Annotated in this window: 25 protein-coding genes and 1 tRNA gene; 6 read left to right on the top strand and 20 right to left on the bottom strand. The window is 68.3% G+C overall.

Features of this window, described 5'->3' with window-relative positions:
• Window positions 1-56 precede the first annotated feature (56 nt).
• Window positions 57-1,061, bottom strand: a complete 1,005-nt coding sequence (locus HFL01S_RS02550; protein ID WP_066254214.1) for a PQQ-dependent catabolism-associated beta-propeller protein — start codon at window positions 1,059-1,061, stop codon at window positions 57-59.
• Window positions 1,062-1,269: 208 nt separating this feature from the next.
• Here HFL01S_RS02550 and HFL01S_RS02545 point away from each other — a divergent pair, with 208 nt between their 5' ends.
• Window positions 1,270-2,238, top strand: coding sequence for a tripartite tricarboxylate transporter substrate binding protein (locus HFL01S_RS02545; protein WP_245644724.1), 969 nt, complete (start codon window positions 1,270-1,272; stop codon window positions 2,236-2,238).
• The gene (locus HFL01S_RS02540) at window positions 2,235-2,987 is read left to right on the top strand and encodes an ABC transporter ATP-binding protein (RefSeq protein ID WP_066254209.1); all 753 of its coding nucleotides are present in this window, start codon (window positions 2,235-2,237) and stop codon (window positions 2,985-2,987) included. The genes HFL01S_RS02545 and HFL01S_RS02540 overlap by 4 nt, the downstream gene beginning before the upstream one ends.
• On the opposite strand, the gene HFL01S_RS02535 is transcribed toward HFL01S_RS02540, so the two are convergent.
• The 9 genes from HFL01S_RS02535 to HFL01S_RS25880 form a co-directional block, all read right to left on the bottom strand.
• Window positions 2,975-5,065 (bottom strand): TonB-dependent receptor family protein, encoded by a 2,091-nt coding sequence (locus HFL01S_RS02535; protein WP_066254205.1) that lies wholly within the window; start codon window positions 5,063-5,065, stop codon window positions 2,975-2,977. The genes HFL01S_RS02540 and HFL01S_RS02535 overlap by 13 nt on opposite strands.
• Window positions 5,066-5,192: 127 nt before the next feature.
• On the bottom strand, window positions 5,193-6,179 hold the full coding sequence (locus tag HFL01S_RS02530) for a helix-turn-helix domain-containing protein (RefSeq protein WP_066254203.1): 987 nt from the start codon (window positions 6,177-6,179) through the stop codon (window positions 5,193-5,195).
• 88 nt (window positions 6,180-6,267) lie between these two features.
• Entirely contained in the window at window positions 6,268-6,642 is a 375-nt protein-coding gene (locus HFL01S_RS02525; protein WP_066254657.1) for a VOC family protein, read from the bottom strand.
• Between the two features lie 31 nt (window positions 6,643-6,673).
• Window positions 6,674-7,111, bottom strand: a complete 438-nt coding sequence (locus tag HFL01S_RS02520) for a nuclear transport factor 2 family protein (protein ID WP_245644723.1) — start codon at window positions 7,109-7,111, stop codon at window positions 6,674-6,676.
• A gap of 9 nt (window positions 7,112-7,120) precedes the next feature.
• The gene (locus HFL01S_RS02515) at window positions 7,121-7,549 is read right to left on the bottom strand and encodes a cupin domain-containing protein (protein WP_066254197.1); all 429 of its coding nucleotides are present in this window, start codon (window positions 7,547-7,549) and stop codon (window positions 7,121-7,123) included.
• Window positions 7,550-7,707: 158 nt separating this feature from the next.
• A complete protein-coding gene (locus HFL01S_RS02510; protein ID WP_066254193.1) occupies window positions 7,708-8,079 on the bottom strand; it encodes a DUF779 domain-containing protein in 372 nt (123 codons plus the stop codon).
• A gap of 78 nt (window positions 8,080-8,157) precedes the next feature.
• Entirely contained in the window at window positions 8,158-9,678 is a 1,521-nt protein-coding gene (gene adh, locus HFL01S_RS02505) for an aldehyde dehydrogenase (RefSeq protein ID WP_066254191.1), read from the bottom strand.
• A 211-nt stretch (window positions 9,679-9,889) separates the two neighbouring features.
• Window positions 9,890-10,654, bottom strand: coding sequence for a TOBE domain-containing protein (locus tag HFL01S_RS02500; protein ID WP_066254186.1), 765 nt, complete (start codon window positions 10,652-10,654; stop codon window positions 9,890-9,892).
• A gap of 55 nt (window positions 10,655-10,709) precedes the next feature.
• The gene (locus tag HFL01S_RS25880) at window positions 10,710-12,272 is read right to left on the bottom strand and encodes a methyl-accepting chemotaxis protein (protein WP_066254184.1); all 1,563 of its coding nucleotides are present in this window, start codon (window positions 12,270-12,272) and stop codon (window positions 10,710-10,712) included.
• A gap of 246 nt (window positions 12,273-12,518) precedes the next feature.
• On the opposite strand from HFL01S_RS25880, the gene modA reads away from it, so the two are divergent.
• From modA to modC, 3 genes are read left to right on the top strand one after another with little or no spacing between them, the layout of a single operon-like run.
• Entirely contained in the window at window positions 12,519-13,274 is a 756-nt protein-coding gene (gene modA / locus HFL01S_RS02490; RefSeq protein WP_066254181.1) for a molybdate ABC transporter substrate-binding protein, read from the top strand.
• A gap of 1 nt (window position 13,275) precedes the next feature.
• Window positions 13,276-13,962 (top strand): molybdate ABC transporter permease subunit, encoded by a 687-nt coding sequence (gene modB / locus HFL01S_RS02485; RefSeq protein WP_066254178.1) that lies wholly within the window; start codon window positions 13,276-13,278, stop codon window positions 13,960-13,962.
• Window positions 13,959-15,062: a molybdenum ABC transporter ATP-binding protein gene (modC, locus tag HFL01S_RS02480; RefSeq protein WP_066254175.1), complete on the top strand. Its 1,104-nt coding sequence runs from the start codon at window positions 13,959-13,961 to the stop codon at window positions 15,060-15,062. Before modB ends, modC begins: the two co-directional genes overlap by 4 nt.
• A gap of 6 nt (window positions 15,063-15,068) precedes the next feature.
• Here modC and HFL01S_RS02475 read toward each other — a convergent pair whose 3' ends face one another.
• The 5 genes from HFL01S_RS02475 to HFL01S_RS02455 are packed head-to-tail and all read right to left on the bottom strand — an operon-like array spanning window position 15,069 to window position 18,751.
• Window positions 15,069-15,596, bottom strand: a complete 528-nt coding sequence (locus HFL01S_RS02475) for a molybdopterin-dependent oxidoreductase (protein WP_066254171.1) — start codon at window positions 15,594-15,596, stop codon at window positions 15,069-15,071.
• 20 nt (window positions 15,597-15,616) lie between these two features.
• Entirely contained in the window at window positions 15,617-16,411 is a 795-nt protein-coding gene (locus HFL01S_RS02470) for a molybdate ABC transporter substrate-binding protein (protein WP_066254169.1), read from the bottom strand.
• Window positions 16,408-17,247, bottom strand: coding sequence for an ABC transporter substrate-binding protein (locus tag HFL01S_RS02465; protein ID WP_084383051.1), 840 nt, complete (start codon window positions 17,245-17,247; stop codon window positions 16,408-16,410). The genes HFL01S_RS02470 and HFL01S_RS02465 overlap by 4 nt, the downstream gene beginning before the upstream one ends.
• Window positions 17,244-18,026, bottom strand: coding sequence for an ABC transporter ATP-binding protein (locus HFL01S_RS02460; RefSeq protein WP_084383050.1), 783 nt, complete (start codon window positions 18,024-18,026; stop codon window positions 17,244-17,246). Before HFL01S_RS02460 ends, HFL01S_RS02465 begins: the two co-directional genes overlap by 4 nt.
• The gene (locus HFL01S_RS02455; RefSeq protein ID WP_066254167.1) at window positions 18,023-18,751 is read right to left on the bottom strand and encodes an ABC transporter permease; all 729 of its coding nucleotides are present in this window, start codon (window positions 18,749-18,751) and stop codon (window positions 18,023-18,025) included. Before HFL01S_RS02455 ends, HFL01S_RS02460 begins: the two co-directional genes overlap by 4 nt.
• Before the next feature lie 118 nt (window positions 18,752-18,869).
• On the opposite strand from HFL01S_RS02455, the gene HFL01S_RS02450 reads away from it, so the two are divergent.
• Window positions 18,870-19,997, top strand: a complete 1,128-nt coding sequence (locus tag HFL01S_RS02450; RefSeq protein WP_066254164.1) for a substrate-binding domain-containing protein — start codon at window positions 18,870-18,872, stop codon at window positions 19,995-19,997.
• 21 nt (window positions 19,998-20,018) lie between these two features.
• Here the strand turns inward: HFL01S_RS02450 and HFL01S_RS02445 are convergent, their stop codons facing one another.
• The 5 genes from HFL01S_RS02445 to selB all read right to left on the bottom strand — a co-directional run bounded on the left by HFL01S_RS02445 (window position 20,019) and on the right by selB (window position 23,493).
• On the bottom strand, window positions 20,019-20,597 hold the full coding sequence (locus HFL01S_RS02445; protein WP_066254159.1) for a nitroreductase family protein: 579 nt from the start codon (window positions 20,595-20,597) through the stop codon (window positions 20,019-20,021).
• A 15-nt stretch (window positions 20,598-20,612) separates the two neighbouring features.
• Window positions 20,613-21,008 (bottom strand): DsrE family protein, encoded by a 396-nt coding sequence (locus tag HFL01S_RS02440; RefSeq protein ID WP_066254156.1) that lies wholly within the window; start codon window positions 21,006-21,008, stop codon window positions 20,613-20,615.
• A gap of 15 nt (window positions 21,009-21,023) precedes the next feature.
• Window positions 21,024-21,440, bottom strand: coding sequence for a glycine cleavage system protein H (locus HFL01S_RS02435; protein WP_066254154.1), 417 nt, complete (start codon window positions 21,438-21,440; stop codon window positions 21,024-21,026).
• A gap of 30 nt (window positions 21,441-21,470) precedes the next feature.
• Window positions 21,471-21,563, bottom strand: a tRNA-Sec gene (locus HFL01S_RS02430).
• A gap of 22 nt (window positions 21,564-21,585) precedes the next feature.
• Window positions 21,586-23,493, bottom strand: coding sequence for a selenocysteine-specific translation elongation factor (gene selB / locus HFL01S_RS02425; protein ID WP_066254151.1), 1,908 nt, complete (start codon window positions 23,491-23,493; stop codon window positions 21,586-21,588).
• Window positions 23,494-23,496 lie beyond the last annotated feature (3 nt).

The following is a 23,496-nucleotide window of genomic DNA, read 5'->3' as shown; positions in this document are numbered from 1 at the left end:
AGGGGCGGAGCGGCCACACGAAGTGGGCAAGCGATGGGGGTGGGCCACAGACTCTGTCATTTGCTCACAAGAATGGTGTGTGGCACGCGACCGGCGGGAACGGTCTTGATCGCCTTGGCCGCAGCGGTGTCCACCAGCGTCATGTCGTCCGACAGGCCGTTGGCCACGAACAGGGTCTTGCCATCGGGCGTGAAGCCCAGGCCCCAGGCGCGCTTGCCCACCAGCACCTGGTTCTTCACCGCCTTGCTCGCCACGTCCACCTCGGCCACGTGGTTGGCGCGCCCCAGGCCCACCCACATGCTCTTGCCGTCGGGGCTGATCGCCATGCCCACGGGCGTGATGTCGGCCGGGCGCATGCCCTTGACCTCGAACTTGATCTTCTGCTTCTCGGTGTGGGTCTTGGTGTCGACCACGCTCACGGTCGCATCGAGTTCGTTGGTGACCCACAGCTCGCTGCCGTCGGGCGACATGACGAAGCGGCGCGGGCGCTTGCCGACCTTGATGTTCTTGGTGACCTTCTTCGTGCCCAGGTCGATCACGTGGACCACGTTGGCCACCTCGGACGTGACGTAGGCCGTCTTGCCATCGGGCGTGACCAGCACACCTTCGGGCTCACCACCGGTCTTCACTTCAAACACCGGCTTCTTGGTGGCGATGTCGTAGGCCCCCAGCACGCTGTCGTCTTCCACCGACACGTAGGCGGTCTTGCCGTCGGGGCTGAGGTCGAACATCTCCGGGCTCTCGCCCAGCGGCACTGTGCCGGCCAGCTTGCCGCCGGCCACGTCCACCACACCCATGGCGTTGCTGTCGCCGCAGATCACGTAGATCTGCGAACCATCGGCGTTGAACGACATGTCGCGCGGGCGCTTGCACACGTCGATGGCCCCCTGCCGCTCGCCCGCGGTGTTGAACACGTAGAGCTTGTTGTCCTTCTCGCTGGACACGTAGACCTTGCTTTCGGCATGGGCAGGCAGGCTGAAGGCGAGCGAGGCGCCGGCGGCGCACAGGGCCGCGGTGAGGGGGCGCAGGGAACGGCGGAATGCGGTGGCACGAAGGGCCATGTCTTTGTCTCCTTGAAGTGGTTGGCGAACCGCCTGCAATGCGCAAGTTCGATGCCAGTCCACCCTGGGAATGGATATTGCCTCCTGACCTTCCAAACCGGCCTGTGACACCCCTCTGCGCCGGGGAAAACCCTGAGACATCACACCCGCCGCCATGGCCAGACGCAACACCCCTGTCCCTCGCTGTTCCATTCCGACACACCCTGGTGTGACACGCCGGCAATGGCTGGGCTGGGGTGTGGCACTGGCCGCAGCACCACTGGCAAGGGCCCAGGCGCCCTTCCCCAGCAAGCCGCTGCAGCTCATCGTGCCCTGGCCCGCGGGTGGCCAGACGGATCTGACGATCCGCATCCTGTGCGAAGAGGCCGAGCCGCTGCTGGGCCAGCCGGTGCTGGTGGTCAACAAGCCCGGCGCGGCCGGCACGCTGGTGGCGCCCGCACTCAAGGCGGCCGAGCCTGACGGTCACACCATCGGCCAGGTGCCCATCACCGTCTACCGCCACGCGCTGATGAACCACGTGCCCTGGGACCCGGTGACCGACCTCGCACCCATCCTGCAGGTCTCGGGCGTGAGCTTCGGCCTGCTGGTGCCGGCCAACAGCCCGTTCAAGAGCGTCACCGAGCTGATCGACTGGGCCACCAGGCACCCCGGCGAACTCATCCTGGGCTCCACCGGCGTCGGCACCACCGCCCACCTGGCGATGGAAGAGATCCTGCTGCAGCACAACGTGAAGTACGTGCACGTGCCCTACAAGGGCACGGCCGACCAGATGCTCGCCATCGCGGGCGCGCAGATCATGGCGGGCGTCAACTCCACCGGCTTCGCACCCTGGGTCGAGAAAGGCCAGATGCGCGTGCTCGCCACCTTCAACGCCGCGCGCAACCCGCGCTGGCCCGACGCGCCCACCATGCGCGAGCTGGGCTACCCGCAGGCGGTCTACACCTCCCCCTGGGGCCTGGCCGCACCGGCCGCCACACCACCCGCGGTGGTGCAGAAGCTGCACGACGTGTTCCACAAGGCCATGTTCAGCGAACGCCATGCGGGCGCGCTTGCCAAGTACGATCAGTCGCTCGACTACCTGGGCACGCGCGACTACCGCCAGGCGGTGCTCGCCACTGTCGAGCGCGAGAAGAAGCTGCTCGCGCGCATGAACCTGCTGGCCAAGACCGCCTCATGACCGACCCCACATCGCCCGCCTCCGACTCCGTGCTGCAGGCCGAGGGCCTGCACAAGGCCTACAACGGCAAACCCGCGCTCAAGGGCGTCACCCTGTCGATGCAAGCCGGCGAGATGGTGGCCCTGCTCGGTCCCAACGGCGCCGGCAAGTCCACGCTGCTGCAGCTGCTCACCGGCCTGTTCACGCCCGACCAGGGCACGATTCATGTGCTCGGCCAGGACATGCGCCAGCACCCCGCGCGCGCGCTCGCGGGCCTGGGCGTGGTGTTCCAGCAGAGTGCGCTCGACCTGGACCTGACGGTGATGGCCAACCTGCTGTTCCACACCGACCTGCACGGCATCCCGCGCAAGACGGCGCGCGAACGCATCGACGCGCAGCTCGCCGCCATCGGCCTGCAGGACCAGGCGAAGGCCGTGGTGCGCAGCCTCTCGGGCGGCACCCGGCGCAAGGTGGAGCTGGTGCGCGCGCTGCTGCACCGCCCGCGCCTGCTGCTGATGGACGAGGCCACCGTGGGCCTGGACCCGGCCTCGCGCCAGCAGCTGCTGGACACGGTGCGCGGCCTGTGCCGCGACCAGGGCCTGGCGGTGCTCTGGGCCACGCACCTCATCGAAGAAGTAAAGACCGCCGACCGGCTGCTGCTGCTGCACCAGGGCACGGTGCGCTTCGACGGCGGCATCGACAGCTTCATGGCTGCCGCCGAAGGCCCGGACTTCCAGACGGAAGTCCTTCGGGCGCTTCAGAAGGCGTAAGAGACCGTCACACCCAGACCCCACTGGCGTCCGGGTGCAGGTTCAAAGAAGCGCCGGTTGCCGTCGTTGGCGATCACCGAGCCGATGGTGGCCTTGTCGGCCAGGTTGTCGACGCGCACGTACTCTTTGAGCTTCCATGCGCCCAGCTTCTGTTCCCAGCCCAGGCGCAGGTTGAACAGCGTGGCCGCGTCGGTGCGGTCGCTGTTCACGTCGTCCACCACCATCGAGCCACGGTGCACCGCCTCCAGCGCGGCGGTGAAGCCGGGCCAGGCGCGCGGCTGCCAGACCACCTCGCCGAACAGCGTGCGGTTCATCGTGCCGGGGATGCGGTTGCCCTTGGCCACGGTGGCGCCGCTGCTGCTGGCAAAGGCCTCATCAAAGCGGGCGTTGAGCGTGGAGAACGCCAGGTGCGTGCGCCATTCGGGGCTCCACTGCGCGCTGTGCGCCAGCTCGATGCCCGAACGGCTGGTCTTGCCGGCGTTGGTGTAGACCGTGCGGCCGCCGCTGCTGGACGCGACCACGATCTCGTCGGTGGTGCCGATGTGGAACAGCGCCGCGTCCAGCCGCTGGCCTTCGCCCAGCCTGGTCTTCAGGCCCAGTTCCACGTGGGTGCTGCGCGCGGACTTGAGGTTCAGGTTGGGGCCGCTGCCGTCGGCGGTATAGGCGATCTCGGTGAGCGTCGGCGTCTCGAAGCCTTTGCCAACGTTGGCGTAGACATTGGTGTCGGGGCTGAGGTGGCGCGTGAGCCCGATCACCGGGTTGGTGGCGTTGAAGCGCGCGCGGCCGCTGTCGTCGGGGTTGCCGGGGCGCACGAAGAAGTCCTGCACCTTGAAGCTCACCCGGTTGGCGCGCAGGCCGGCCACCGCGCTCCAGCCCTCGTTGATCGCCCAGTCGGCCTGGGTGTAGACGCCCGTGCTGTCCACGCTGTCGTCCTCGTCGCGCTTGAGCTCGCCCTGCTCGCCGAAGTTGTTGATGAAGCCGCGTCGGCGCTCGCTCATGCGCTCCACGTCCAGCCCCGCGCTCAGCCGCACCTCACCCTCGCCCGCCGCGATGCGCCGTGCGTAGCGCAGACCCGTGCCGCTGTAGCTGCGGTCCAGCTGCACCACGCCGCCGGCCGCCGTGGGCGAGGTCTGCGCCACCAGCGGAATCGAGAGCCGGTTGTCCAGGTCGCGCTGGCCCGCGTAGACCCGCGCCGAAAGTTCGCTCTTGGCATCCAGCTGGTGTTCTGCCACCAGGCCGACCTGGTTCTGCGACACGTCCTTGCCGGCCTTGTAGAGCGTGGAGTTCGCCACCGCCTGGCGCGGATTGGCTTCGAACTGCTCGCGCGTCAGGCCCAGCGGGTCGCCCGACTCGGGCTGGTCAAACGCGTTGGCCACCAGGGTGACTTTCGTGGCGTCGCTGGCCGCCCAGCGCAGCTTGGCGTTGGTGTGTTTGCGCTGGGCCGCGCTGTTGGTGCGCCAGCCGTCGGTGGAAAAGTCGCTGTGGTCGACCACGTAGTTCAGCGAACCGCTCTGCCCTGCCGCCTGCAGGCCGTAGCGTCGCAGCTGTTCGGAACCGGCGTCCACGCTGAAGCGGACCTCAGGCTTGGCCGGACCATCGGCGGTGAACACCTGCAGTACGCCGCCGGTCGAGTTGCCGTAGAGCTGGGCCAGTGGTCCGCGCAGCACCTCGATGCGCTGGGCCGAGGGCAGGCTGATGGTCGACGCCTGGCCCTGGCCGTCGGGCATGGTGGCGGGAATGCCATCCACGATCAGCCGCGCGCCGCGGATGCCGAAGGGCGAGCGCGAGCCCGAGCCGCGGATGGACAGCTGCAGGTCCTGCGCGTAGTTCTGGCGGTTCAGCACCGTGATGCCGGGCACCCGGGTCATGACCTCGGACAGGTTGACGCGCGGGCCGGCGGCCTCGATGGCGTCCTGGCCCACGGCCTGCACCGAGGCGGGCGCGTCAAAGCTCTGCTGCTCCTGCCGCGAGGCGCTGACGACAACCTCCTGCAAGGTCTGGGCGTCGGCGGTGCCGGCCAGGGCCATGAGGAGCGCGGCGTTCAGGCGGCGCAGGGCGAAGGTGGGGCGTGGGGTCATTGTCTTGTCTCCATCAAGTCACCGGCGCGCCGATGCGCGTGGTGCGGGCGGTGTGTGTTCCGCCCGATTCTGGCTACAAGTTCCGTGCCACGCCCATGGCGGCTGAAGGTGTTCGGAAATGGAACAGTCAGCCGGCGGGCCGGGCCCCGCCCTCCCGGTACTCCCGCGGCCCCACGCCGTACTGCTGCTTGAAGACGCGCGCGAAATGCGAGGGGTCGGTGAACCCCCAGGTGTAGGCAATCTCCGCGACGCTGCTGTCGCGGTACGCCCGCTTGCGCAGGTCCTCCCGGCAGCGCTCCAGCCGCTGCGTCCTGATCCAGGCCGACGCACTCACCCCGATCTGCGCAAACAGCAGGTGCACGTAGCGCGGCGACATGTGGTTGGCGGCGGCGATGCTGGTCGGGGGCAGGTGCTCGTCCTGCAGGTTGTTCAGGATGTGGTCCTGCAGCTGCTTCAGGTAGCGCTGCGCCAGCGCGCGCTGGGGCACCTCCACCCGGTGGCTCATGGCCGCGGCCAGCAGCTCCAGCGTGGCGCGGCGCACGGCCGCGTGGTCGTTTTCGGTGAACACCTCCAGCTGGCGGGCCAGGCTGTCGACGTGGGAATACAGCACGGCCCCGATCCCCACGCGGCTGTCGATGACCGTGCCGGTGAACGCCGAGCCCCGGGGCAGGCGTTCCTGCACGTCGGCCCACGGCAACACCAGCGAGACCTTGTGCAGGCGTTCCATCACGGTGAACTCGGTGGGTATCGAGCCGCTCCAGATGACCATGTCCCCCGCGCCCAGGCTGATGTCTTCGCCGCCGAAGTGAAACCGTTCGCGGCCGGCCTTGGTGATCTGCACGCCGATGTAGGGCTCGGGCGCGCGTTCGATGAACTGCGGCAGGCGCCGCCCGGTGCAGGGGTCGCAGACACATTCCACCAGGCGCACACCATTGAAGTCGCGGTTGCGGATGTTCGCCGTGAAGCCGTCGCCCACCGCCTGGGCCACCTGCCACTCGCCGTAGTTCTCGGCGAGCGCGGCCTGCCAGGCGTCGGTGGTGTCGGACAGGGTCAGGCCCGCCGTGGACCACTCCTGAATGGGCGCGGGACTGGTCGCATGGGTCTTCATCAGCATCTGCGTCTCCGATAGTTCCGCGGTCTTCTGCCGGACCGTCCACGCCCCCGCCGGCATGATAGGCCTGCGCGTTGCGGGCGCCAAGGCATCAGCGGTAGTGGCCGTGCCTCTCCAGCACCTCGATCTTGTAGCCGTCCGGGTCGAGGATGAAGAAGAAGCGCGCCAGCAGCGTCTCGCCCGCCTTGAACTCCTTCACCGGCAACGGGGCATGGCCGGCCTGCACCAACTCGGCATGCCGGGCGGGCACATCGTCCACCACCACCGCCACATGACCGTAGCCGTCGCCGTGGGTGTAGGGCTCTTGCCGGCCCCTGTTCCAGGTCAGCTCGATCTCGGCGTCGGTCTCGTCATTGCGCAGGTACACCAGCGAAAAGTCTGCAAAGTCCAGCCGGTGCGACGGGGTCAGCGCCAGCACCTCGCGGTAGAACCGGAGCGAGGCGTCCAGGTCGCGCACCCGGATCATGGTGTGGATGAGCTTGGTTGCGGTCACGTCGTCAGGCTGCCGTGAACGTCTGGACCACGATCTTCCCGCGGCGAATCACCAGGGTGTCGGTCGCGATGTTCACGAACGGCCTGGCTTCCCACACCAGGTAGGCCACGTCGCGGTCAATGGCCTGCGCGTTGATCTTGAACGACTCCCAGAACCCGGGTTGGACCGACTTCAGGAAGCCATCGAAGAAGCCCCTGATTTCCGTCACGCCCCGGTACTGCTTGTCGTGCGTCAGGATGACCGACGCCGCCGAGTAGTCGCGCATGAGCTCGTCGAGGCCTTTGGCAAAAGCGCCCAGGTGGTGATCCAGCACCTTCTGGGTCGCGCTCGATGCCTGCTCACCTGCGGCCGCTTCACTGGACAGGGCGAGGATCGGAAGAGTGAGTGCCATCGCGCCTCCTGCAAGGGCCTGCCGTCGATTGGATGTGTTCAGCTGTTTCATGGCGTTCCTTCAGCCCCAGGCGCCCTGCGCCTCTTCCCAGCCGATCACGGCGATGGGCGATCCATCGGGCTTGATGAACGTCAGCGGCCCGAGGAAGGTCATGTAGAACTCGCTGTCCACCGGGAAGTTGGTGCGGTCGTGGCGCGCGCCGGAGGACTCGAAACCGTAGCCGGGCGCCACCGCGGTGTCACCGCCGGCCGCCTTGCCACCGCGCACGTCCATGCGGCCGCAGGTGAGGAAGTACTCGCCGGGCCCGGCGTGGATGTGGGCGGCGAAAGACGAGCCCGCGGGGCAGTCGAAGATCGCCGTCCACGAGCCCATCTCGGGCGCCACGTTCAGCAGCTTCCAGCGAATGCCGCCGGTGGAGAAGGCGTCGGGGAAGGGCTGCCATTCAACGGCATCGATCTGCACATACGCTTCGCTGGTCTTGGGCTTCATGGGTGTCTCCTGGTTCGAGGGTGGGGGGATGCGGTGCCGCCAGCTTAGGCACGCGACCCTGGTGCGGCCCGACCGTGAGCGCAAGCCGAATCGACCACGCGCGCACATCAGGGTTAGCACCGACGTGCGCCCCGCACCAACGAAGAGACAGAGGCCCCTCAGGCTGGCCCATCTGCATCCAGCTCCGCCAGCTCTTCCGCAGTGAACACCCGCGAGCGCGTGTGAAACGCCTTGCCTTCCGGCCCTTCAAGCGAGAAGGTGCCGCCGTGGCCTTCGATCACGTCGATGATCAGTTGCGTGTGGCGCCAGGTGGCGTACTGCGACTTGCTCATGTAGAACTCGCAGCCACCGATGACGCCCAGGAACACGTCGCCCTGGCCCATGGTGATCTCGCCCAGCAGGTAGCAGTTGGCGGCGCTGTTGTCACAGCAGCCGCCGCTCTGGTGGAACATCAGCCCGGGGCCGTGCTTGGTCTTGAGGAACTCGATCAGCTCCAGCGCCGCAGGGGTCGCCACGACTTTTTCAACCATGTCTGTCTCCTTGTTTTGAAAACCAAAAAGGGGAAGCGGTTGCCCGCCTCCCCTCGCACTCCGAAACCCTTGTGGGGATCAGAAGAAGCCCAGCTTGTTCTCGCTGTAGCTGACCAGCAGGTTCTTGGTCTGCTGGTAGTGGTCCAGCATCATCTTGTGGGTCTCGCGGCCGATGCCCGACTCCTTGTAGCCACCGAAGGCGGCGTGCGCGGGGTAGGCGTGGTAGCAGTTGGTCCACACGCGGCCAGCCTTGATGGCGCGGCCCATGCGGTAGGCCACGTTGCCGTTGCGGCTCCACACGCCAGCGCCCAGGCCGTACAGCGTGTCGTTGGCGATTTCCAGGGCTTCAGCTTCGTCCTTGAAGGTGGTCACGGCCAGCACGGGGCCGAAGATTTCTTCCTGGAAGATGCGCATCTTGTTGTGGCCCTTGAACAGCGTGGGCTGCACGTAGTAGCCACCGCCCAGTTCACCGGACAGCTTGGCCTGCGAACCACCGCACAGCACCTCGGCGCCCTCCTGCTTGCCCAGGTCCAGGTAGGACAGGATCTTTGTCAGCTGTTCCTTGGAAGCCTGCGCACCCATCATGGTGTCGGTGTCCAGCGGGTCGCCCTGCTGGATGGCGGCCACACGCTTGAGCACGCGCTCCATGAACTTGTCGTAGATGCTTTCCTGGATCAGCGCACGGCTGGGGCAGGTGCAGACCTCGCCCTGGTTGAACGCGAACAGCACCAGGCCTTCGATCGCCTTGTCCAGGAACGAGTCGTCCTTGTCCATCACGTCGGCGAAGAAGATGTTGGGCGATTTGCCGCCCAGTTCCAGCGTGGCGGGAATCAGGTTGTTGGCGGCGGCCTGGGCGATCACGCGGCCCGTGGTGGTGGAGCCGGTGAAGGCGATCTTGGCGATGCGCTTGCTCGTGGCCAGCGGCATGCCGGCTTCACGGCCGTAGCCGTTGACGATGTTCAGCACGCCCGGGGGCAGCAGGTCGGCGATCAGCTCGGCCAGCACCAGGATGGAGATGGGGGTGTTCTCGGCCGGCTTGAGCACCACGCAGTTGCCGGCGCCCAGGGCGGGGGCCAGCTTCCAGGCGGCCATCAGGATCGGGAAGTTCCAGGGAATGATCTGACCCACCACGCCCAGCGGCTCGTGGATGTGGTACGCCATGGTGTTCTCGTCGATCTCGCTGATGCCGCCTTCCTGCGCACGCAGGGCACCGGCGAAATAGCGGAAGTGGTCCACCGCCAGCGGAATGTCGGCGTTCAGCGTCTCGCGGATCGGCTTGCCGTTGTCGACGGTCTCGGCGTAGGCCAGCAGTTCCAGGTTGGCTTCCAGACGGTCGGCGATCTTCAGCAGGATGTTGCTGCGCGTGGCGGCGTCGGTCTTGCCCCACTTGTCGGCGGCGGCGTGGGCCGCGTCCAGTGCCAGTTCGATGTCTTCCGCCGTGGAGCGGGCCGCCATGGTGTAAGGCTTGCCCGTGGTGGGCGTGATGACCTCGAAGTACTCGCCCTTGACCGGAGGCGTCCACTTGCCACCGATGAAGTTGTCGTACTTGGGCTTGTAGGTGATCTTGGCGCCTGCGGCGCCGGGAGCTGCGTAGATCATGTGTCGTCCTCTGAAAGGGGTGGTTGTGAACAAAGCCGGATCGGCTGACGCTTCTGTCCACAACATCCGTGCCAGGGGCAGGGACCGACTCAATCTGAGACGAATGCTCCGTTTATTGACAGTGTCACGGTGTACCGCCGTGTGTCACGCGTGACACTGCCCCAGCGAGGTACGGCAAGCCCGTGCATAAGTGGGCAACGCGCCCAGGCCCTCAGCCCGCCAGCCCCACCACCAGCGCCGACGCGCCCATCACCGACCAGGCCCGCTGCCCCTTGCGCGCGGCAAACGGATGCTCTGCGAAGCCCACCCACTGTCCACCGCCGTCCAGGGCCAACACCACTTCATCGCGAACTTGCCCGCGCGCAAGGCGCTCGATGCGACCCTGCAGCACACACTGGCCGGACGCCTCCGCCACCTCACCACGGCCGACGCGCACCGCTGTCGCCTTGCACAGCACCAGCACCTCCAGCCCCGCGGCCAACGCCAGCAGGTCGGCGCTCTCTCGCGTGATGCTGGACGTCAGCAGCGCCTGCCCCGGCGTGCGCAGCCGCACCAGCACCGCCGGGTCGTCAGGCCCCAGCGGCTCCACCGCCTCCACGCGGCACGGCAGCTGGTTGCGCATGCTGGTGCGCAGGCCCAGCACCATCGGCAAGGCGGCGGCGCCGGAGAACCGCGAGAGCACCGCCGCCCGCGCCCGCGAAAGCTCGTCCGCCAGGGAGAGCAATTGCAGGCCCTGCGACGTGATGCGCGCCCCGCCCCCGCCCGAGCCGCCCACCGTGCGCTCCACCAGCGACTGCCCGCTGAGGTTGCTCAGCGTGTCGATGGCCTGCCAGGCCGCCTTGTAGCTGATGCCCGCATCACGCGCCGCCTGCGAGATGGAGCCGGTCTCGGCCACGCGGCGCAGGACTTCGAGGCGCTTGTCGGCGGGGGCGTGGCCGAGGGCTTCGGAGAGGTTCTCGACGTTGGGATCAGGCATGGACCGATTGTTCCATGCCATCCCTTTCTGCACAGTTTTGCCGGGTGGTAGGGCGTCAAGCCAGTCTGAAAACGCTCACTGCTTCGGCCAGCTTCTGTGCCTGATGGGACAGGCTGTTGGCTGCGGCAGCGCTTTCTTCAACCAATGCGGCGTTCTGCTGAGTCACCTGATCCATCTGTGTGACCGCCTGATTGACCTGGCCAATTCCATTGCTCTGCTCGGAGGCTGCACTGGCGATCTCTCCGATGAGATCGGTCACCTTGAGGACCTGGGACACGATCTCGCTCATGGCCTGCCCGGCCTCGGCGGCCTGGCGGCTGCCTACTTCCACCTTGTCGACGGAGTTGCTGATCAAGGTCTTGATCTCCTTGGCCGCTTCCGCGCTGCGCTGCGCCAGTGTGCGCACCTCGCCAGCCACCACCGCGAAGCCACGTCCCTGCTCGCCGGCGCGAGCAGCTTCCACTGCCGCGTTGAGCGCGAGGATGTTGGTCTGGAAGGCAATGCCATCGATCACGCCGATGATGTCGGCAATTTTTTTGCTGCTGGCCGTGATCTCATCCATGGTGCCCACCACTTGGCCCACCACTTCGCCACCACGGCTGGCCGCTTCGCTCGCCGAGCGCGCCAGCTGGTTGGCCTGCTGGGCGTTGTCAGAGCTCTGCTTCACAGTGCTGGTGAGCTGTTCCATCGAAGCCGCTGTTTCCTGCAGGTTCGACGCCTGCTGCTCGGTGCGGCTGGAGAGGTCCTGGTTGCCAGCAGCAATCTGGGTGCTGCCGGTGGTGATGCTGTCGCTGCCGGCGCGGACCTGGCTGACGATCGACGCAAGACTGTCTCGCATGTTTTTCATGGAAGCCATGAGACTGGTGTCGTCCCCCGTGCGCACCTGAACATTCACACCCAGGTTGCCCTTGGCAATCTCCTGCGCCACGCGCGCCGCCTCGTCCGGCTCACCGCCCAGCTGACGGGTGATGCTGCGGGTGATCCAGAGTCCAAGACCGATGCCCATCAGGACAGCAAGCAAAGATCCTGTGATGACCGCGGCCTGGTTGGTGGACCGCATGTTTTCAGCATCCGCACTGCGAGCCACCAGCAGATCGCGCTCGGCTTTTTCAAACTCGGCATGCAACCCACGGAAAGCGTCCATGGCAGCCTTGTCCTTGGCCTGAGAGAACTCGGCCACGACGGCCTGCATGTCTGCACTTCCTGCCGCTGCGTCGCGGCGCAACTTGAACAGGCCATTGACCACCGCCTCGAACTCGTCGCGTCGTGCCTTCATGTCGTCCAGCCTGCGTTGCTGTGTCGGGTTGTCGGAGGTGAGCTCCTTGACCTCCTTCCAGGCTGCATCGAAGGCTTTGCGGCCTCCTTCCCAAGGGGCCAGAAACTGTTCCTGACCGGACACGATGAAACCGCGCGCGCCGGTTTCCATGTTGATCATGTTCTCCAGCAGCTCAGAAGCGGTCCCCAACACCTTGTACGTGTGGACGTTCCAGCGGTCAGCCTCGGCCAGACGCGACGCGCTGTAGAGCGACACGGAGGCAACACCGACAAGGACGAGAACGCTGGCACCGAAGGCCATTGCGAGACGACGACCAACCGTCGCCTTGGAAAAAGCTTGCATTGAAGAACCTACTTTCGTTGAACAGACTACCCCCTGAGACGCAAATAGCCGCGTTTCGAGGAAGTTATCGACAGCGTACGTCTGCACTTGAGATGGACATTCTGGAAAAAGTAAGGTCATTCCGTCCCATATTGCCAAGCAAGGAAGCAAACCAAAGCGCGTCACTGATGCGCGCTACACTCGCTATTCCATTCAGGAATAACGAATCTACAGCCATCCCGATGGTCTCCGTGTTGCGAGGTGCCCATGCGTCTGCTGCTCTCTTCCGTCTCCGTTCTGCTGTGCGCCGCGTTGGCCCATACCAACACCCTCGCCGCCGAAGCCCAGGTGGCGGTAGCGGCCAACTTCGCCGAGCCGATCAAGGCCGTTGCTGCCGTGCTGCAGAAAACCACCGGCCACACGCTGAAGATCTCCACCGGCGCGTCGGGCGCGTTCTACACGCAGATCAGGAACGGCGCGCCGTTCGACGTGTTCCTCTCGGCCGACAACGAGCGCCCCGAGATGCTGGAGAAGGACGGCCTGGCGCAGCCGGGCACGCGCTTCACCTACGCCACCGGCAAGCTGGTGCCGTGGTCGGTCAAGCCCGGCCGTGTGGACGGCCAGGGCGCGGTGCTCAAGGCGGCCGACCTGGGCAAGGTCGCCTTCGCCAACCCCAAGACCGCACCTTATGGCGCCGCCGCGGTGCAGGTGCTGGACAAGCTGGGGCTGAAGGACGCGGTAGCGCCGAAGCTGGTGCAGGGCGAGAGCATCGGCCAGACCTTCAACTTCGTGAAGACCGGCAACGCGGACGTCGGCTTTGTGGCGATGTCGCAGGTGCTCGAAGGCGGCCAGCTCAAGGAAGGCTCGATGTGGGTGATTCCGCAGGCGAGTTACGACCCAATCCGCCAGGACGCGGTGCTGCTGAAGAAGGGCGCCGACAACGAGGCCGCGAAGGCGCTTTTGCAGCTTCTCCAAAGCCCGAACGTCAAGGACCTGATCCGTTCCTACGGCTACGATCTGTGACGTGTTCCTGACCCCCGACAACCTCCAGGCGCTCCGGCTGACCTTCAAGGTCGCCGCGCTGACCACGCTGATCCTGTTGCTGCTGGGCACGCCTCTGGCGTGGTGGCTGGCGCGCTCGCGCAGCTGGGTGGCCAGGCCCGTGGGCGCGCTGGTGGCGCTGCCGCTGGTGCTGCCGCCGTCGGTGCTCGGGTTCTATCTGCTGGTGGGGCTGGGGCCGAACGGGCCCATCGGCGCATGGATGGTGTCCATGGGCCTGCCCACCCTGCCCTTCACCTTCACCGGGCTGGTGGTGGCCTCGGTGTTCTATTCGCTGCCGTTCATGGTGCAGCCCATCCTGAACAGCATGCAGGCCCTGGGCGAGCGGCCGCTGGAGGCGGCGGCCACGCTGCGCGCCTCGCCACTGGACCGCTTCTTTCATGTGGTGCTGCCGCTGTGCAGGCCGGGCCTCGTGACCGGCTGCATCATGAGCTTTGCGCACACGGTGGGCGAGTTCGGCGTGGTGCTGATGGTGGGCGGCAACATCCCGGGCGTGACGCGGGTGGTGTCGGTGCAGATCTTCGATCACGTCGAGGCACTGGAATACGCTGACGCCCACCGGCTGGCGGCGGTGATGCTGGTGTTCGCATTCGTGGTACTGATGACGCTGCAGGTCTACAACGCGCGGCAGGCGCGCCGGGTGCGCACATGAGCGACGCCGCACTGACCCTGAACGCCCGGCTAGACCGGGGCGACTTCGCGCTGGACGTGCGGCTGGCCCTGCCGGGCCATGGCATCACGGCGCTGTTCGGCCCATCGGGCAGTGGCAAGACCAGCTGCCTGCGCGTGCTGGCCGGGCTGGAGCGCCAGGCCACCGGTGCGGTGGTGGTGGACGGCCAGACCTGGCAAGACAGCGCGCGCGGCGTGTTCCTGCCCACGCACCAGCGCGCGCTGGGCTATGTGTTCCAGGAGGCCAGCCTGTTCGACCACCTCACGGTGGAAGGCAACCTGCGCTTCGGCTTCGACCGCACACCGCCCGCGCTGCGCCGGCACGACTGGCGCCATGGGCTGGAGCTGCTGGGCATCGGCCACCTGCTGCAGCGCCGGCCGCACGAGCTCTCGGGCGGCGAGCGCCAGCGCGTGGCCATCACCCGCGCATTGGCCACGAGCCCGAAGCTGCTGCTGATGGACGAGCCACTGGCCGCCCTGGACGCGGCGCGCAAGGCCGAGATCCTGCCCTGGCTGGAGCAGCTGCACGAGGCGCTGGACGTGCCGGTGGTCTATGTGACGCACTCGCTGGACGAGGTGGCGCGGCTGGCCGACCACGTGGTGCTGCTCGAAGAGGGCCGTGTGCAGGCCGACGGCCCGCTGGCACAGATGCTCACGCGCAGCGACCTGCCGCTCTCGCGCGGCGACAGCGCGGTCTCGGTGCTGCAGGGCCACTGCAGCGGCTACTCCCCGGCCGACCAGCTCGCGGTCTACGACATCGACGGCGGGCAGCTGCTGTTGCCACAGTCGCGCCAGGGCGTGCCGCAGCCCAGCACGCACGCGCGCCTGCACATCCAGGCGCGGGACGTGAGCCTGTCGCTGGTAATGCCTTCGCAGACCAGCGTGCTCAATGTGCTGCCGGCGGTGGTGGACAGCCTGACGGACAACGGCGTGGCGCAGGTGGTGGTGAGCCTGCGCCTGGGTGCCGACGGCCAGGGCGCCACCCTGCTCTCGCGCATCAGCAGCCTGTCGGCCCGGCGCCTGGCGCTGGCGCCGGGTCAGCCGGTCTATGCGCAGATCAAGGGCGTGGCGATGGTGCGCTGAGCCGGCTCAGCCGCCGGGCACCAGCACCTCCACGCGCTCCAGCCAGCGCACATGGCGCGGCCCCGACCGGGTGTCGTGCAGGGAGCGCAGCGCCGGCAGACCGTCGACCTCGATCAGGTCGCGGCCATCCTGCGAGCGAACGAGGATCACGCCCTCGCCCAGCGAACTGTTGTAGAGCTCGCCCCAGGAAAAGCTCACGCGGTAGCCGTCGCGCGCCGTCAGTAGCACCACGGCGCGACGCACCGCGTGCCGATCGGGGGCGAGCACGGCCTGGTCCAGCAGCTCGCGCAGCGGCACGCCCTGGTAGCGCACCGCCAGCTTCACCGCCTGCCCGCCCTGCTGCACCTCGCGCTCTTCGGCGTAGTCGCGCCAGCGCAGTGCCAGCAACTGCTCACGCGTGAGCGCCAGCGGCGCCTTGACCGCCCCCTCCACGCGCAGCAGGACCGGAGGCGCTTCGGCGGCCGACTGGGCGCCGGCAGGTGGCACTGCCAGCCCGGCCAGCGCGGACAGAAGAAGGGTTCGACGCGGCAGCATGGTGATGCACCCGCTGCCAATCAGGGCCGGCCGAAGCCGTGGCGGGCCAGGATGGCTTGCGCCGGATCGGCCACCAGGGCTTTGGCAAAGGCCACCGAGGGCGCCGCAGCCCCCTGGCGCACCGTCAGGCCGTAGGCCGCACCGACCTGCAAGGCCGGCGGCATCTGCACCACCTGCAACGTGTTGCGCTCCTGGCGGGCCGCCACGGCATTGGTGCAGTAGGTGAGGAACACGTCGGCCTTGCCCTGCTCCATGACCCAGGCGTAGGTGTTGCGACCGGCCGGCGCGGCGGGCGACGATGGCCCGCCGGTGAGCTGCAGTGCCTTGGCGGTGAGGGTGGCCTGGCTGCCCGCGCGCACCGCGTCGGCTTTCTGGAACAGCGCCAGCGCGTAGTCGCCCGAGGGGTCGGCCTTTGGCGTGGACATGCCCAGCTTCAGGTCGACGCGCAACAGCGTGTCCAGCATGTTATCCGGCGCCACCGCCAGCCCCGGCTGCACCAGCGCACACAGGCTGTTGCGCACGAAGACGGTCTGCGCCGCCCAGCCGCCCGCGTCGGCCAGCCGCTTCGGGTGCTGCGTGTCGGCCGAGGCGAACACCTGGGCCGCCTCGCCCTTTTCGATCCGCTCGCGCAGCAGGCCTGAGGGCCCGAAGGTCAGCGCGACCTTCTGCCCGGTGCGCGCCTCGTGGTCGCGCGCCACTTCAGTCAGCGCGTCGCGCAGGCTGCCGGCGGCGTAGACCACCACCGGCTCGGAGGTGGTGGTCTGCGCGGCACAACCCGCCAGCACCGCCGTCAAGGCCAGAGCGGGCAGTCTCATTTCGTGGCGTTCGGGAAGAACAGCTGCTCGCCGCCGATCTTGTACTCGGCGATGGCCTTCTGGCCGGCGGGGCCGGTGACCCAGTCGACGAACTGCTGGCCCTCGGCCGTCTTCACCTGCGGGTGCTTGGCGGCGCTCACCAGCATCACGCCGTACTGGTTGAACAGGCGCTTGTCGCCTTCCACCAGCACCGCCAGGTCGGCGCGGTTCTTGAAGTTGAGCCAGGTGCCGCGGTCGGCCAGCACGTAGGCGCCGCTGCTCGCACCGATGTTCAGCGCCGGGCCCATGCCGCAGCCGCATTCCTTGTAGCCGCTGCCCTTGTTGGCATCGGTGTCGGTCATCTTCCAGAAGCGCAACTCGGCCGCGTGAGTGCCGCTCTTGTCGCCGCGCGAGACGAAGGCCGCGTTGGCGGTGGCGATCTTCTTGAGCGCGGCCACGATGTCGTTGCCCTTGGTGCCGGCCGGATCTGCCTTGGGGCCGATCAGCACGAAATCGTTGTACATGACCTCCTGGCGCTTGGCCGAGAAGCCGTCGGCGACGAACTTCTCTTCGGCGATCTTGTCGTGCACGAAGAGCACGTCGGCATCGCCGCGGCGTGCCATGTCGATGGCCTGGCCGGTGCCCAGCGCCACCACCTTCACGTCGATGCCGCTGGCCTGCTTGAAGGCCGGCAGGATGTGGCCGAACAGGCCCGACTGCTCGGTGGACGTGGTCGAGGCCACGACGATGCTGCTCTGGGCCAGCGCCGAAGTGGCGCCCAGCAGACCAGCCGACACGAGGCCGGCAGCGGCGAGCAGTTGCACGATGGTGCGACGGGATGCGATGGATGGTTTCATGTGGTTTCTCCTTTGACGAACAGATGGGCCTGGGGGCAGTGCGCCTCCAGGAAAGCGTGGTTGAAAAAGTCGTTCACTGGCAGATCGGCCAGCAACTGGCCCTGCTCCAGATAGATCACGCGGCTGGCCAGGCGCTTCACCTGGCCGAGGTTGTGGCTGGCGAACACGAGCGTGGGCGGCAGGTGGCCGGGCGCGGGCGCTTCGTCGCCGAAGTCGGCGATGAGCGCCTCGACATCCCGCTTGGCGTGCGGGTCCAGGCTCGCGGTGGGCTCGTCCAGCAGCCACACATCGGGCCGCAGCGCCCAGGCCCGCGCCAGCGCCACGCGCTGCTGCTGGCCACCCGACAGCGCGCGGCCATTGCGCTCAGCCAGCGACGCGAGCTGCACGCGCTCCAGCGCCTGCCGGGCGCGCTCCTTGGTCTGCCTCCAGGGCACGCCGCTGAGCCACAGTCCCAGCTGAAGGTTGCGCCGCACCGACATGCGCAGCATGTGCGGGCGCTGGAACAGCATGGCAATGCGCGAGGCATGGGGCACCTCGCGCCGGCCCTGCGCAATGGGCAGCAGGCCGTGCAGCGTGCGCAGCAGCGTGCTCTTGCCGCAGCCGTTGGGACCGACCAGGGCCACACGCTCGCCGGCGTGGATGCTCAGCGTGATGTTCCGCAGCGCCTCCACCTGCGCGGCAGGCCCGAGGCTCACGTGCACCGACGCCAGCGTCAGCACGGCCGGCGCTGGGCCCGCGCTGCCGAACACCTCGCCCGTGGCGGAGAGTTCCACCTTCATGTCGTGGCCATCCGCAGATCGCCACCGTCCAGGTGTTCGCGCCAGCGGCGCAGCACGGCCACCAGGCTGTTGAGCAGCAGCACCACCGCCAGCAGCACGATGCCCAGGCCGAGCGCCAGCGGCAGGTCGCCCTTGCTGGTTTCCAGCGCGATGGCGGTGGTCATCACGCGGGTGAAGCCGTCGATGTTGCCGCCGACGATCATCACCGCACCGACCTCGGACACCGCGCGGCCAAAGGCCGTGATCAGCACTGTGAGCAGCGCATAGCGTTCGTCCCAGGCCATCAGCAGGCTGCGCAGGCCCAGACCCGCGCCCAGCGAGGACAGCTGCTCGCCGTGGCTGCGGTCGGCGTCTTCGACCACCTGGCGCGTGAGCGCGGTGACCAGCGGCAGCACCAGGATCGCCTGCGCCAGCACCATGGCCTGGAAGCTGAACAGCCAGCCCAGAAAGCCCAGCGGGCCGGAGCGCGAAAGCAGCAGGTAGATCACCAGGCCCACCACCACCGAGGGAATGGCCAGGAAGGTGTTGAGCAGGGTGAGCACCATAGGTCGGCCAGGGAACCGCGCCACCGCCAGCCAGGCGCCAAGCGGCAGCCCCAGGCCACAGCCCAGCAGGCACGCGGTGGCGCTGACGGACAGAGACCGCATCACGATGGTCCAGAGGCTGGCATCACCGGCCAGCACCAGCGACAGGGCGGTGACCAGGCTATCGGAAAAAGTGTTCATATGTCGAAGGAAGCTTACAAGTGTGCTTCAACTTCGAGAGTAAGGACTGACGCCGTATGAACTGAAGTTCATAAGATGTGCCCGGATGCAAAGCGCGTTTCGGGCACACTTGGCCGCCATGCGAAAGATCGAGTTGTCCTACTCCCTGACCTCCCCCGGACAGGGTCCCACGCAACAGGGCGCGCTGCTGAGAAACCCCATGATGGACGTGCTGCAGGCGGTGCGCAGCAGCGGGTCGATCTCGGGTGCGGCGCGCGAGCTGGGCCTGTCCTACCGCCATGTCTGGGGACAGCTCAAGGACTGGGAAGCCAGTCTGGGGCAGGCGCTGATTCTCTGGGAACGGGGTCAGGCGGCGCGGCTGACCCCGTTCGGCGAACGGCTGTTGCTGGCCGAGCGGCTGGCACAGGCCCGGCTCGGGCCGCAGATCGAGAGTCTTCGTGCCGAACTGGCGCGGGCCTTTGCCCTGGCGTTCGAGCCATCGGACAACGACGGCACCCAGCATGTGCTGACCCTCTATGCCAGTCACGACCACGCCCTGACGGAACTGCAGGCCCACATGGCCCAGCCACCGGGTGCCCACGGAGCCAGCCAGCGCCTGCACCTGGACATCCGCTTCTGCGGCAGCGTGGACGCCATCCGCGCGCTCAACGAGGGCCGCTGCGAACTGGCGGGCTTTCACACGCAACCCTTCGCCGCCAGCGGCAGCCTGAGCGCCCGCGCCTACCGCCCGTTGCTCAAGCCCGGCACGCACAAGATCATCGGCTTTGCGCGCCGTTCTCAGGGGCTGATGGTGGCGCCGGGCAATCCCCTGCGCCTGCGCGACATGAACGACGTGGCCCGCCAGAAGGCGCGCTTCGTCAACCGCGCCATCGGCACCGGCACCCGGCTGCTGCTGGAGGAGTTGATGGCACAGGAAGGGCTGTCCAGCCGCGACATCGAGGGCTTTGCGCGGGTCGAGAGTTCACACGCCGCCGTGGCGCAGGCCGTGTCGGGCGGCCAGGCCGACGTGGGGCTGGGCACCGAGTACGCGGCCCGCAGCCTGGGCCTGGGCTTTGTGCCGCTGACCGAAGAGCGCTACCTGCTGGTGTGCCTGAAAAGTTCGCTGGAACAGCCCACCATGAAGACGCTGCTGCAGCACCTGCGCAGCCGCGACTGGCAGGACCGGCTGAACCGCTTGTCGGGCTATGCGGCCGACCACTGCGGCGAGGTGGCGGCCATGAAGCGGCTGCTGCCCTGGTGGGACTGAGCCGGAACCCGACCGACGCGCTCAGAACTCGCTGAGCAGCTCCAGGGGTCCGGGTTTGTCGAACTTCGGCTTGCCCACGCGCACCGGCGTGCCCAGCACCACCCAGCCCACCAGCATCTCCCCAGGCCCACAGAACGCGGCCACCACGGGTGCCGAGCGCACCTTGCTGCCCGAAAGCATCTTGCCCGCGTAACCCAGCGCGTGCGCCGCATTGAGCAGGTTGGTCAGCGCACCGCCCACCGTCATCCACTGCTCGTGCACGGTCGCCACCGGGTGGCCAGCGTCGATGCGGGCGATCACCGCCATCAGCAGCGGTGGCTCCAGCGCACGGTCGCGGTCGCGCGCGGCAGAAGCCCTGTCCTTGCCGGCGTCCAGTGCGGCCTGCTCGAACAGCGCGGCCAGGCGGGACCGCCCTGCATCACCACGCACCACAACAAACCGGAACGGCACCAGGCCGCCGTGATCGGGCGCGCGCAACGCGGCGGCCACCATGGTCGCAATCGCGCCGTCGTCAGGACCCGGGGCCGCCAGGTGCTTGGCCCCCACGGAAAAGCGGCCGAGCAAACCATGGATGGCAGAAGCTGCAGACACGTCGGACATGGTCAGTACCGGCGGTCAGAACACCAGCGTGCGCCAGGCCGGATCGGCCGCGCGCGCCATGAACTGCACCGCGCCACCATGGCCGGCGCATTCGGCGATCAGCGGCTGGCCCGACAGGCCCTGTGCCCGCAGCGCCTCGGTGCAGGCGTAGAACACCGCGCCATGCGAAGCAGCTTCGCGCATCGCGTCGTACACCGTGCGCTCGGTCAGCGCGCTGGCCTTGAGCCCCTGCGCCACACCGGGCACCAGCAGGTGCACGCTGCGCGCCGTGAAATACAGCTCCACCGGCATGTCCATCGCGGCCGCAGCCGCGGCGTGCAGGAACGGCGTGACGAGGCGGTGCGGCGCCTCGGGCTCGCTGGCCCAGAGCAGGATGGCGATGCCCTGCAGGGAGTTGGCTTCAAAACCCATGGTGTGTGGCGCGTCTCACTCGTCGATGCGGAACAGCCGCGCGTGCGCGGCCATCGCGGGTGCGATGGCGTCGCCGGTGACCAGGGCTTCAGTTTCGCTGGCGAGGTTCGAGGGCCGCAGGCGCAGCAGCCAGCCGGCGCCGTAGGGGTCGCGGTGCACCAGCTCCGGTTCGTCGCGCAGCCGCGGGTTGACCGCGACCACCTCGCCACCGAGCGGCGACTTGACCGAGACAATGGACTTGGCCAGCTCGACCACGCCCATGGACTTGCCCTGCTCCACCACCACACCGACGCCTTTGGGCCGGCACATGTAGACCTCACCCGAGAGCCGCACGCCCAGCGCAGTGATGCCCTGCGTGACCAGGCCGTCGGCGTCCACGCGGGCCCAGACCTGGTGTTCGATGAGGTAGAGGTGATCGGCCGGATCGGTCATGCGCAAAGGGCCCGGCAGAGGGCAAAGGGGCGGAAGGGAATGGGAGTCGAACCCACCCGGCGACGCATGGCGCCACCCACCGGGTTTGAAGCCCGGCCGACCCACCAGGATCGTTTCCCTTCCGCAAAAACATAGGGGCCGCGCATCATGCCACGGCCTCCAGAAACAGCTGGCAATCGCTGCGCAGCTTGTGCGTGTCGCCCACTCGCCGCAGCAGACCGATGCGGTCGAAGTGCTCCAGGATCTGGATCGCGCGCTTGCGGCCCAGGCCGGTCGCGTCGCGGTAGTCGGCGGCCAGCACCACGCCGTCGTGTTCGCCCGCCACGCGACGGCACAGCGCCGCCAGTTCGACCATGGTCGCGGGCGGGTAGAACAGGTCCTTGACCACCTGGTAGAGCTCGCCGCGCTGCGCCAGGCGCGAGAGCGTGACGCGCATGATGGCCTCGGGTTCGGCGGTGGCCTTGGCCAGGTCGCGCACCCAGGCGCCTTCAAAGCCCGCCTGCGCCAGACCCGGCGCCACCTTCTGCGCAATGCGCTCTTCGGCCGCCGACAGGCGCACGCCGTGTTCCAGCCGGTGCACCAGCGCGCCGCGCTGCGCCACACCGCCCTGTGCCAGCAGGCGCGCCAGCAGGGCCCGGAACAGCGGTTCGGGCAGGCGTGGCAGCGCCAGCCGGCGCAGCCGCGCGGCATCGGGCCCCAGCTCTTCGGGATGCTGCTGGTGGTACTGCGCCAACGCGGCCAGCAGCTGTTCTTCGGCCCGCCCCGCGTGATCGGCGGCCAGGGCCAGATCGTGCGCGGCGTCGTGGGCGCGCAGGGCGTCGGCCGCCACCACCGGCGACTGCCCGCCCTGGGCTGCCTGCCAGCGCCGCAGGTCCAGGCCCTGGGGCGAGGCCGCCAGCGCCGCGGCCAGGCGCTCGTCGGCGGTGGGTAGCTGCAGTGCCTGCAGGGCCGCAATGCGCTGCGGCGTGCGGCGGTAGCGCACCGGCGCAAACGGGTCGAGCACCACGGCGCCGGCCAGGGTGCGCATGGCCGACGCATCGCGCAGCACCAGGCGGTCACCGTGCCAGGCGCCCACCGGCTCGCGCAGTACCAGCTGCACCAGCCCGCCCTGCCCGGGTTCGATGACTGCGGGTTCGAGCACCGCCACCGTGGCCATGACCGAGGCCGAGCCCAGGTGCAGGTGCACCGGCGTGCCCGAACGCAGCGGCCGGGTTTCTTCGGGCCAGAGGTCCAGCCAGGCGTCGAGCCGGTCGGTGGCCAGCGCGGCGGCAGGGGCCACCAGCCAGGCACCGCGCGCCACCTCGTCACGCGACACACCAGCCAGGCCCAGCGCACAGCGCTCGCCCGCCACGGCCTGAGCCACTTCACGGTTCTGCGCGTGCAGGCTGCGCACCCGCACACGGCGCTCGCCGGGTGCCACCACCAGCTCGTCACCAATGGCCACCGCCCCCGCATGCACCGTACCCGTGACCACGGTACCAATGCCGCCGAGCGTGAAGCTGCGGTCCACCGCGAGCCGGAAGGCCTCGCGCCGCCGCGGGTGCTCGCCGATCTGCGCGGCCGTCTGCCACAGGCGTTCGCGCAGGGCCTCGATGCCCTGCCCGGTCTGTGCCGACACCGGCAGCACGTCGGCACCGGCCAGCGTGCTGCTGGCCAGCAACTGCTGCACCTCGTGCACCACCGCCTCCACGCGTGCGGGATCGGCGCGGTCGCACTTGGTCACCACCGCCAGCCCGTGGCGGATGCCCAGCAGCGACAGCACGGACAGGTGCTCGCGGGTCTGCGGCATCACGCCGTCGTCGGCGGCCACCAGCAGCAGCGCGAGGTCGATGCCCGTGGCGCCGGAAACCATGGTGTGCACCAGCCGCTCGTGACCGGGCACGTCGATGAAACCGATGCGCAGTCCCTCGGGACCGTCCATGAAGGCGTAGCCGAGCTCGATGGTGATGCCGCGCTTCTTCTCTTCCGGCAGGCGGTCGGTGTCCACGCCGGTGAGCGCGCGCACCAGCGTGGTCTTGCCGTGGTCGATGTGGCCTGCGGTGCCGACGATCATGTC

Origin of the sequence: Hydrogenophaga flava NBRC 102514 (assembly GCF_001571145.1) — a bacterium.
In the GTDB taxonomy this organism is placed as follows: Bacteria; Pseudomonadota; Gammaproteobacteria; order Burkholderiales; family Burkholderiaceae_C; genus Hydrogenophaga; species Hydrogenophaga flava.
The sequence above is the reverse complement of the archived record's forward strand: the minus strand, read 5'-3'. Positions and strand labels throughout refer to the sequence as shown.

What these genes read in the sequence shown, in the direction of transcription:
- HFL01S_RS02535 (WP_066254205.1), bottom strand. Translation starts at nt 5,065, where the DNA reads ATGACCCCACGCCCCACCTTCGCCCTGCGCCGCCTGAACGCCGCGCTC.
- HFL01S_RS02540 (WP_066254209.1), top strand. Translation starts at nt 2,235, where the DNA reads ATGACCGACCCCACATCGCCCGCCTCCGACTCCGTGCTGCAGGCCGAG.
- HFL01S_RS02550 (WP_066254214.1), bottom strand. Translation starts at nt 1,061, where the DNA reads ATGGCCCTTCGTGCCACCGCATTCCGCCGTTCCCTGCGCCCCCTCACC.
- HFL01S_RS02525 (WP_066254657.1), bottom strand. Translation starts at nt 6,642, where the DNA reads ATGATCCGGGTGCGCGACCTGGACGCCTCGCTCCGGTTCTACCGCGAG.
- HFL01S_RS02510 (WP_066254193.1), bottom strand. Translation starts at nt 8,079, where the DNA reads ATGGTTGAAAAAGTCGTGGCGACCCCTGCGGCGCTGGAGCTGATCGAG.
- HFL01S_RS02500 (WP_066254186.1), bottom strand. Translation starts at nt 10,654, where the DNA reads ATGCCTGATCCCAACGTCGAGAACCTCTCCGAAGCCCTCGGCCACGCC.
- HFL01S_RS02460 (WP_084383050.1), bottom strand. Translation starts at nt 18,026, where the DNA reads ATGAAGGTGGAACTCTCCGCCACGGGCGAGGTGTTCGGCAGCGCGGGC.
- HFL01S_RS02470 (WP_066254169.1), bottom strand. Translation starts at nt 16,411, where the DNA reads ATGAGACTGCCCGCTCTGGCCTTGACGGCGGTGCTGGCGGGTTGTGCC.
- HFL01S_RS25880 (WP_066254184.1), bottom strand. Translation starts at nt 12,272, where the DNA reads ATGCAAGCTTTTTCCAAGGCGACGGTTGGTCGTCGTCTCGCAATGGCC.
- HFL01S_RS02440 (WP_066254156.1), bottom strand. Translation starts at nt 21,008, where the DNA reads ATGGGTTTTGAAGCCAACTCCCTGCAGGGCATCGCCATCCTGCTCTGG.
- HFL01S_RS02435 (WP_066254154.1), bottom strand. Translation starts at nt 21,440, where the DNA reads ATGACCGATCCGGCCGATCACCTCTACCTCATCGAACACCAGGTCTGG.
- HFL01S_RS02455 (WP_066254167.1), bottom strand. Translation starts at nt 18,751, where the DNA reads ATGAACACTTTTTCCGATAGCCTGGTCACCGCCCTGTCGCTGGTGCTG.
- HFL01S_RS02465 (WP_084383051.1), bottom strand. Translation starts at nt 17,247, where the DNA reads ATGAAACCATCCATCGCATCCCGTCGCACCATCGTGCAACTGCTCGCC.
- HFL01S_RS02515 (WP_066254197.1), bottom strand. Translation starts at nt 7,549, where the DNA reads ATGAAGCCCAAGACCAGCGAAGCGTATGTGCAGATCGATGCCGTTGAA.
- HFL01S_RS02445 (WP_066254159.1), bottom strand. Translation starts at nt 20,597, where the DNA reads ATGTCCGACGTGTCTGCAGCTTCTGCCATCCATGGTTTGCTCGGCCGC.
- modC (WP_066254175.1), top strand. Translation starts at nt 13,959, where the DNA reads ATGAGCGACGCCGCACTGACCCTGAACGCCCGGCTAGACCGGGGCGAC.
- selB (WP_066254151.1), bottom strand. Translation starts at nt 23,493, where the DNA reads ATGATCGTCGGCACCGCAGGCCACATCGACCACGGCAAGACCACGCTG.
- HFL01S_RS02475 (WP_066254171.1), bottom strand. Translation starts at nt 15,596, where the DNA reads ATGCTGCCGCGTCGAACCCTTCTTCTGTCCGCGCTGGCCGGGCTGGCA.
- adh (WP_066254191.1), bottom strand. Translation starts at nt 9,678, where the DNA reads ATGATCTACGCAGCTCCCGGCGCCGCAGGCGCCAAGATCACCTACAAG.
- HFL01S_RS02450 (WP_066254164.1), top strand. Translation starts at nt 18,870, where the DNA reads ATGCGAAAGATCGAGTTGTCCTACTCCCTGACCTCCCCCGGACAGGGT.
- HFL01S_RS02520 (WP_245644723.1), bottom strand. Translation starts at nt 7,111, where the DNA reads ATGAAACAGCTGAACACATCCAATCGACGGCAGGCCCTTGCAGGAGGC.
- HFL01S_RS02530 (WP_066254203.1), bottom strand. Translation starts at nt 6,179, where the DNA reads ATGCTGATGAAGACCCATGCGACCAGTCCCGCGCCCATTCAGGAGTGG.
- modA (WP_066254181.1), top strand. Translation starts at nt 12,519, where the DNA reads ATGCGTCTGCTGCTCTCTTCCGTCTCCGTTCTGCTGTGCGCCGCGTTG.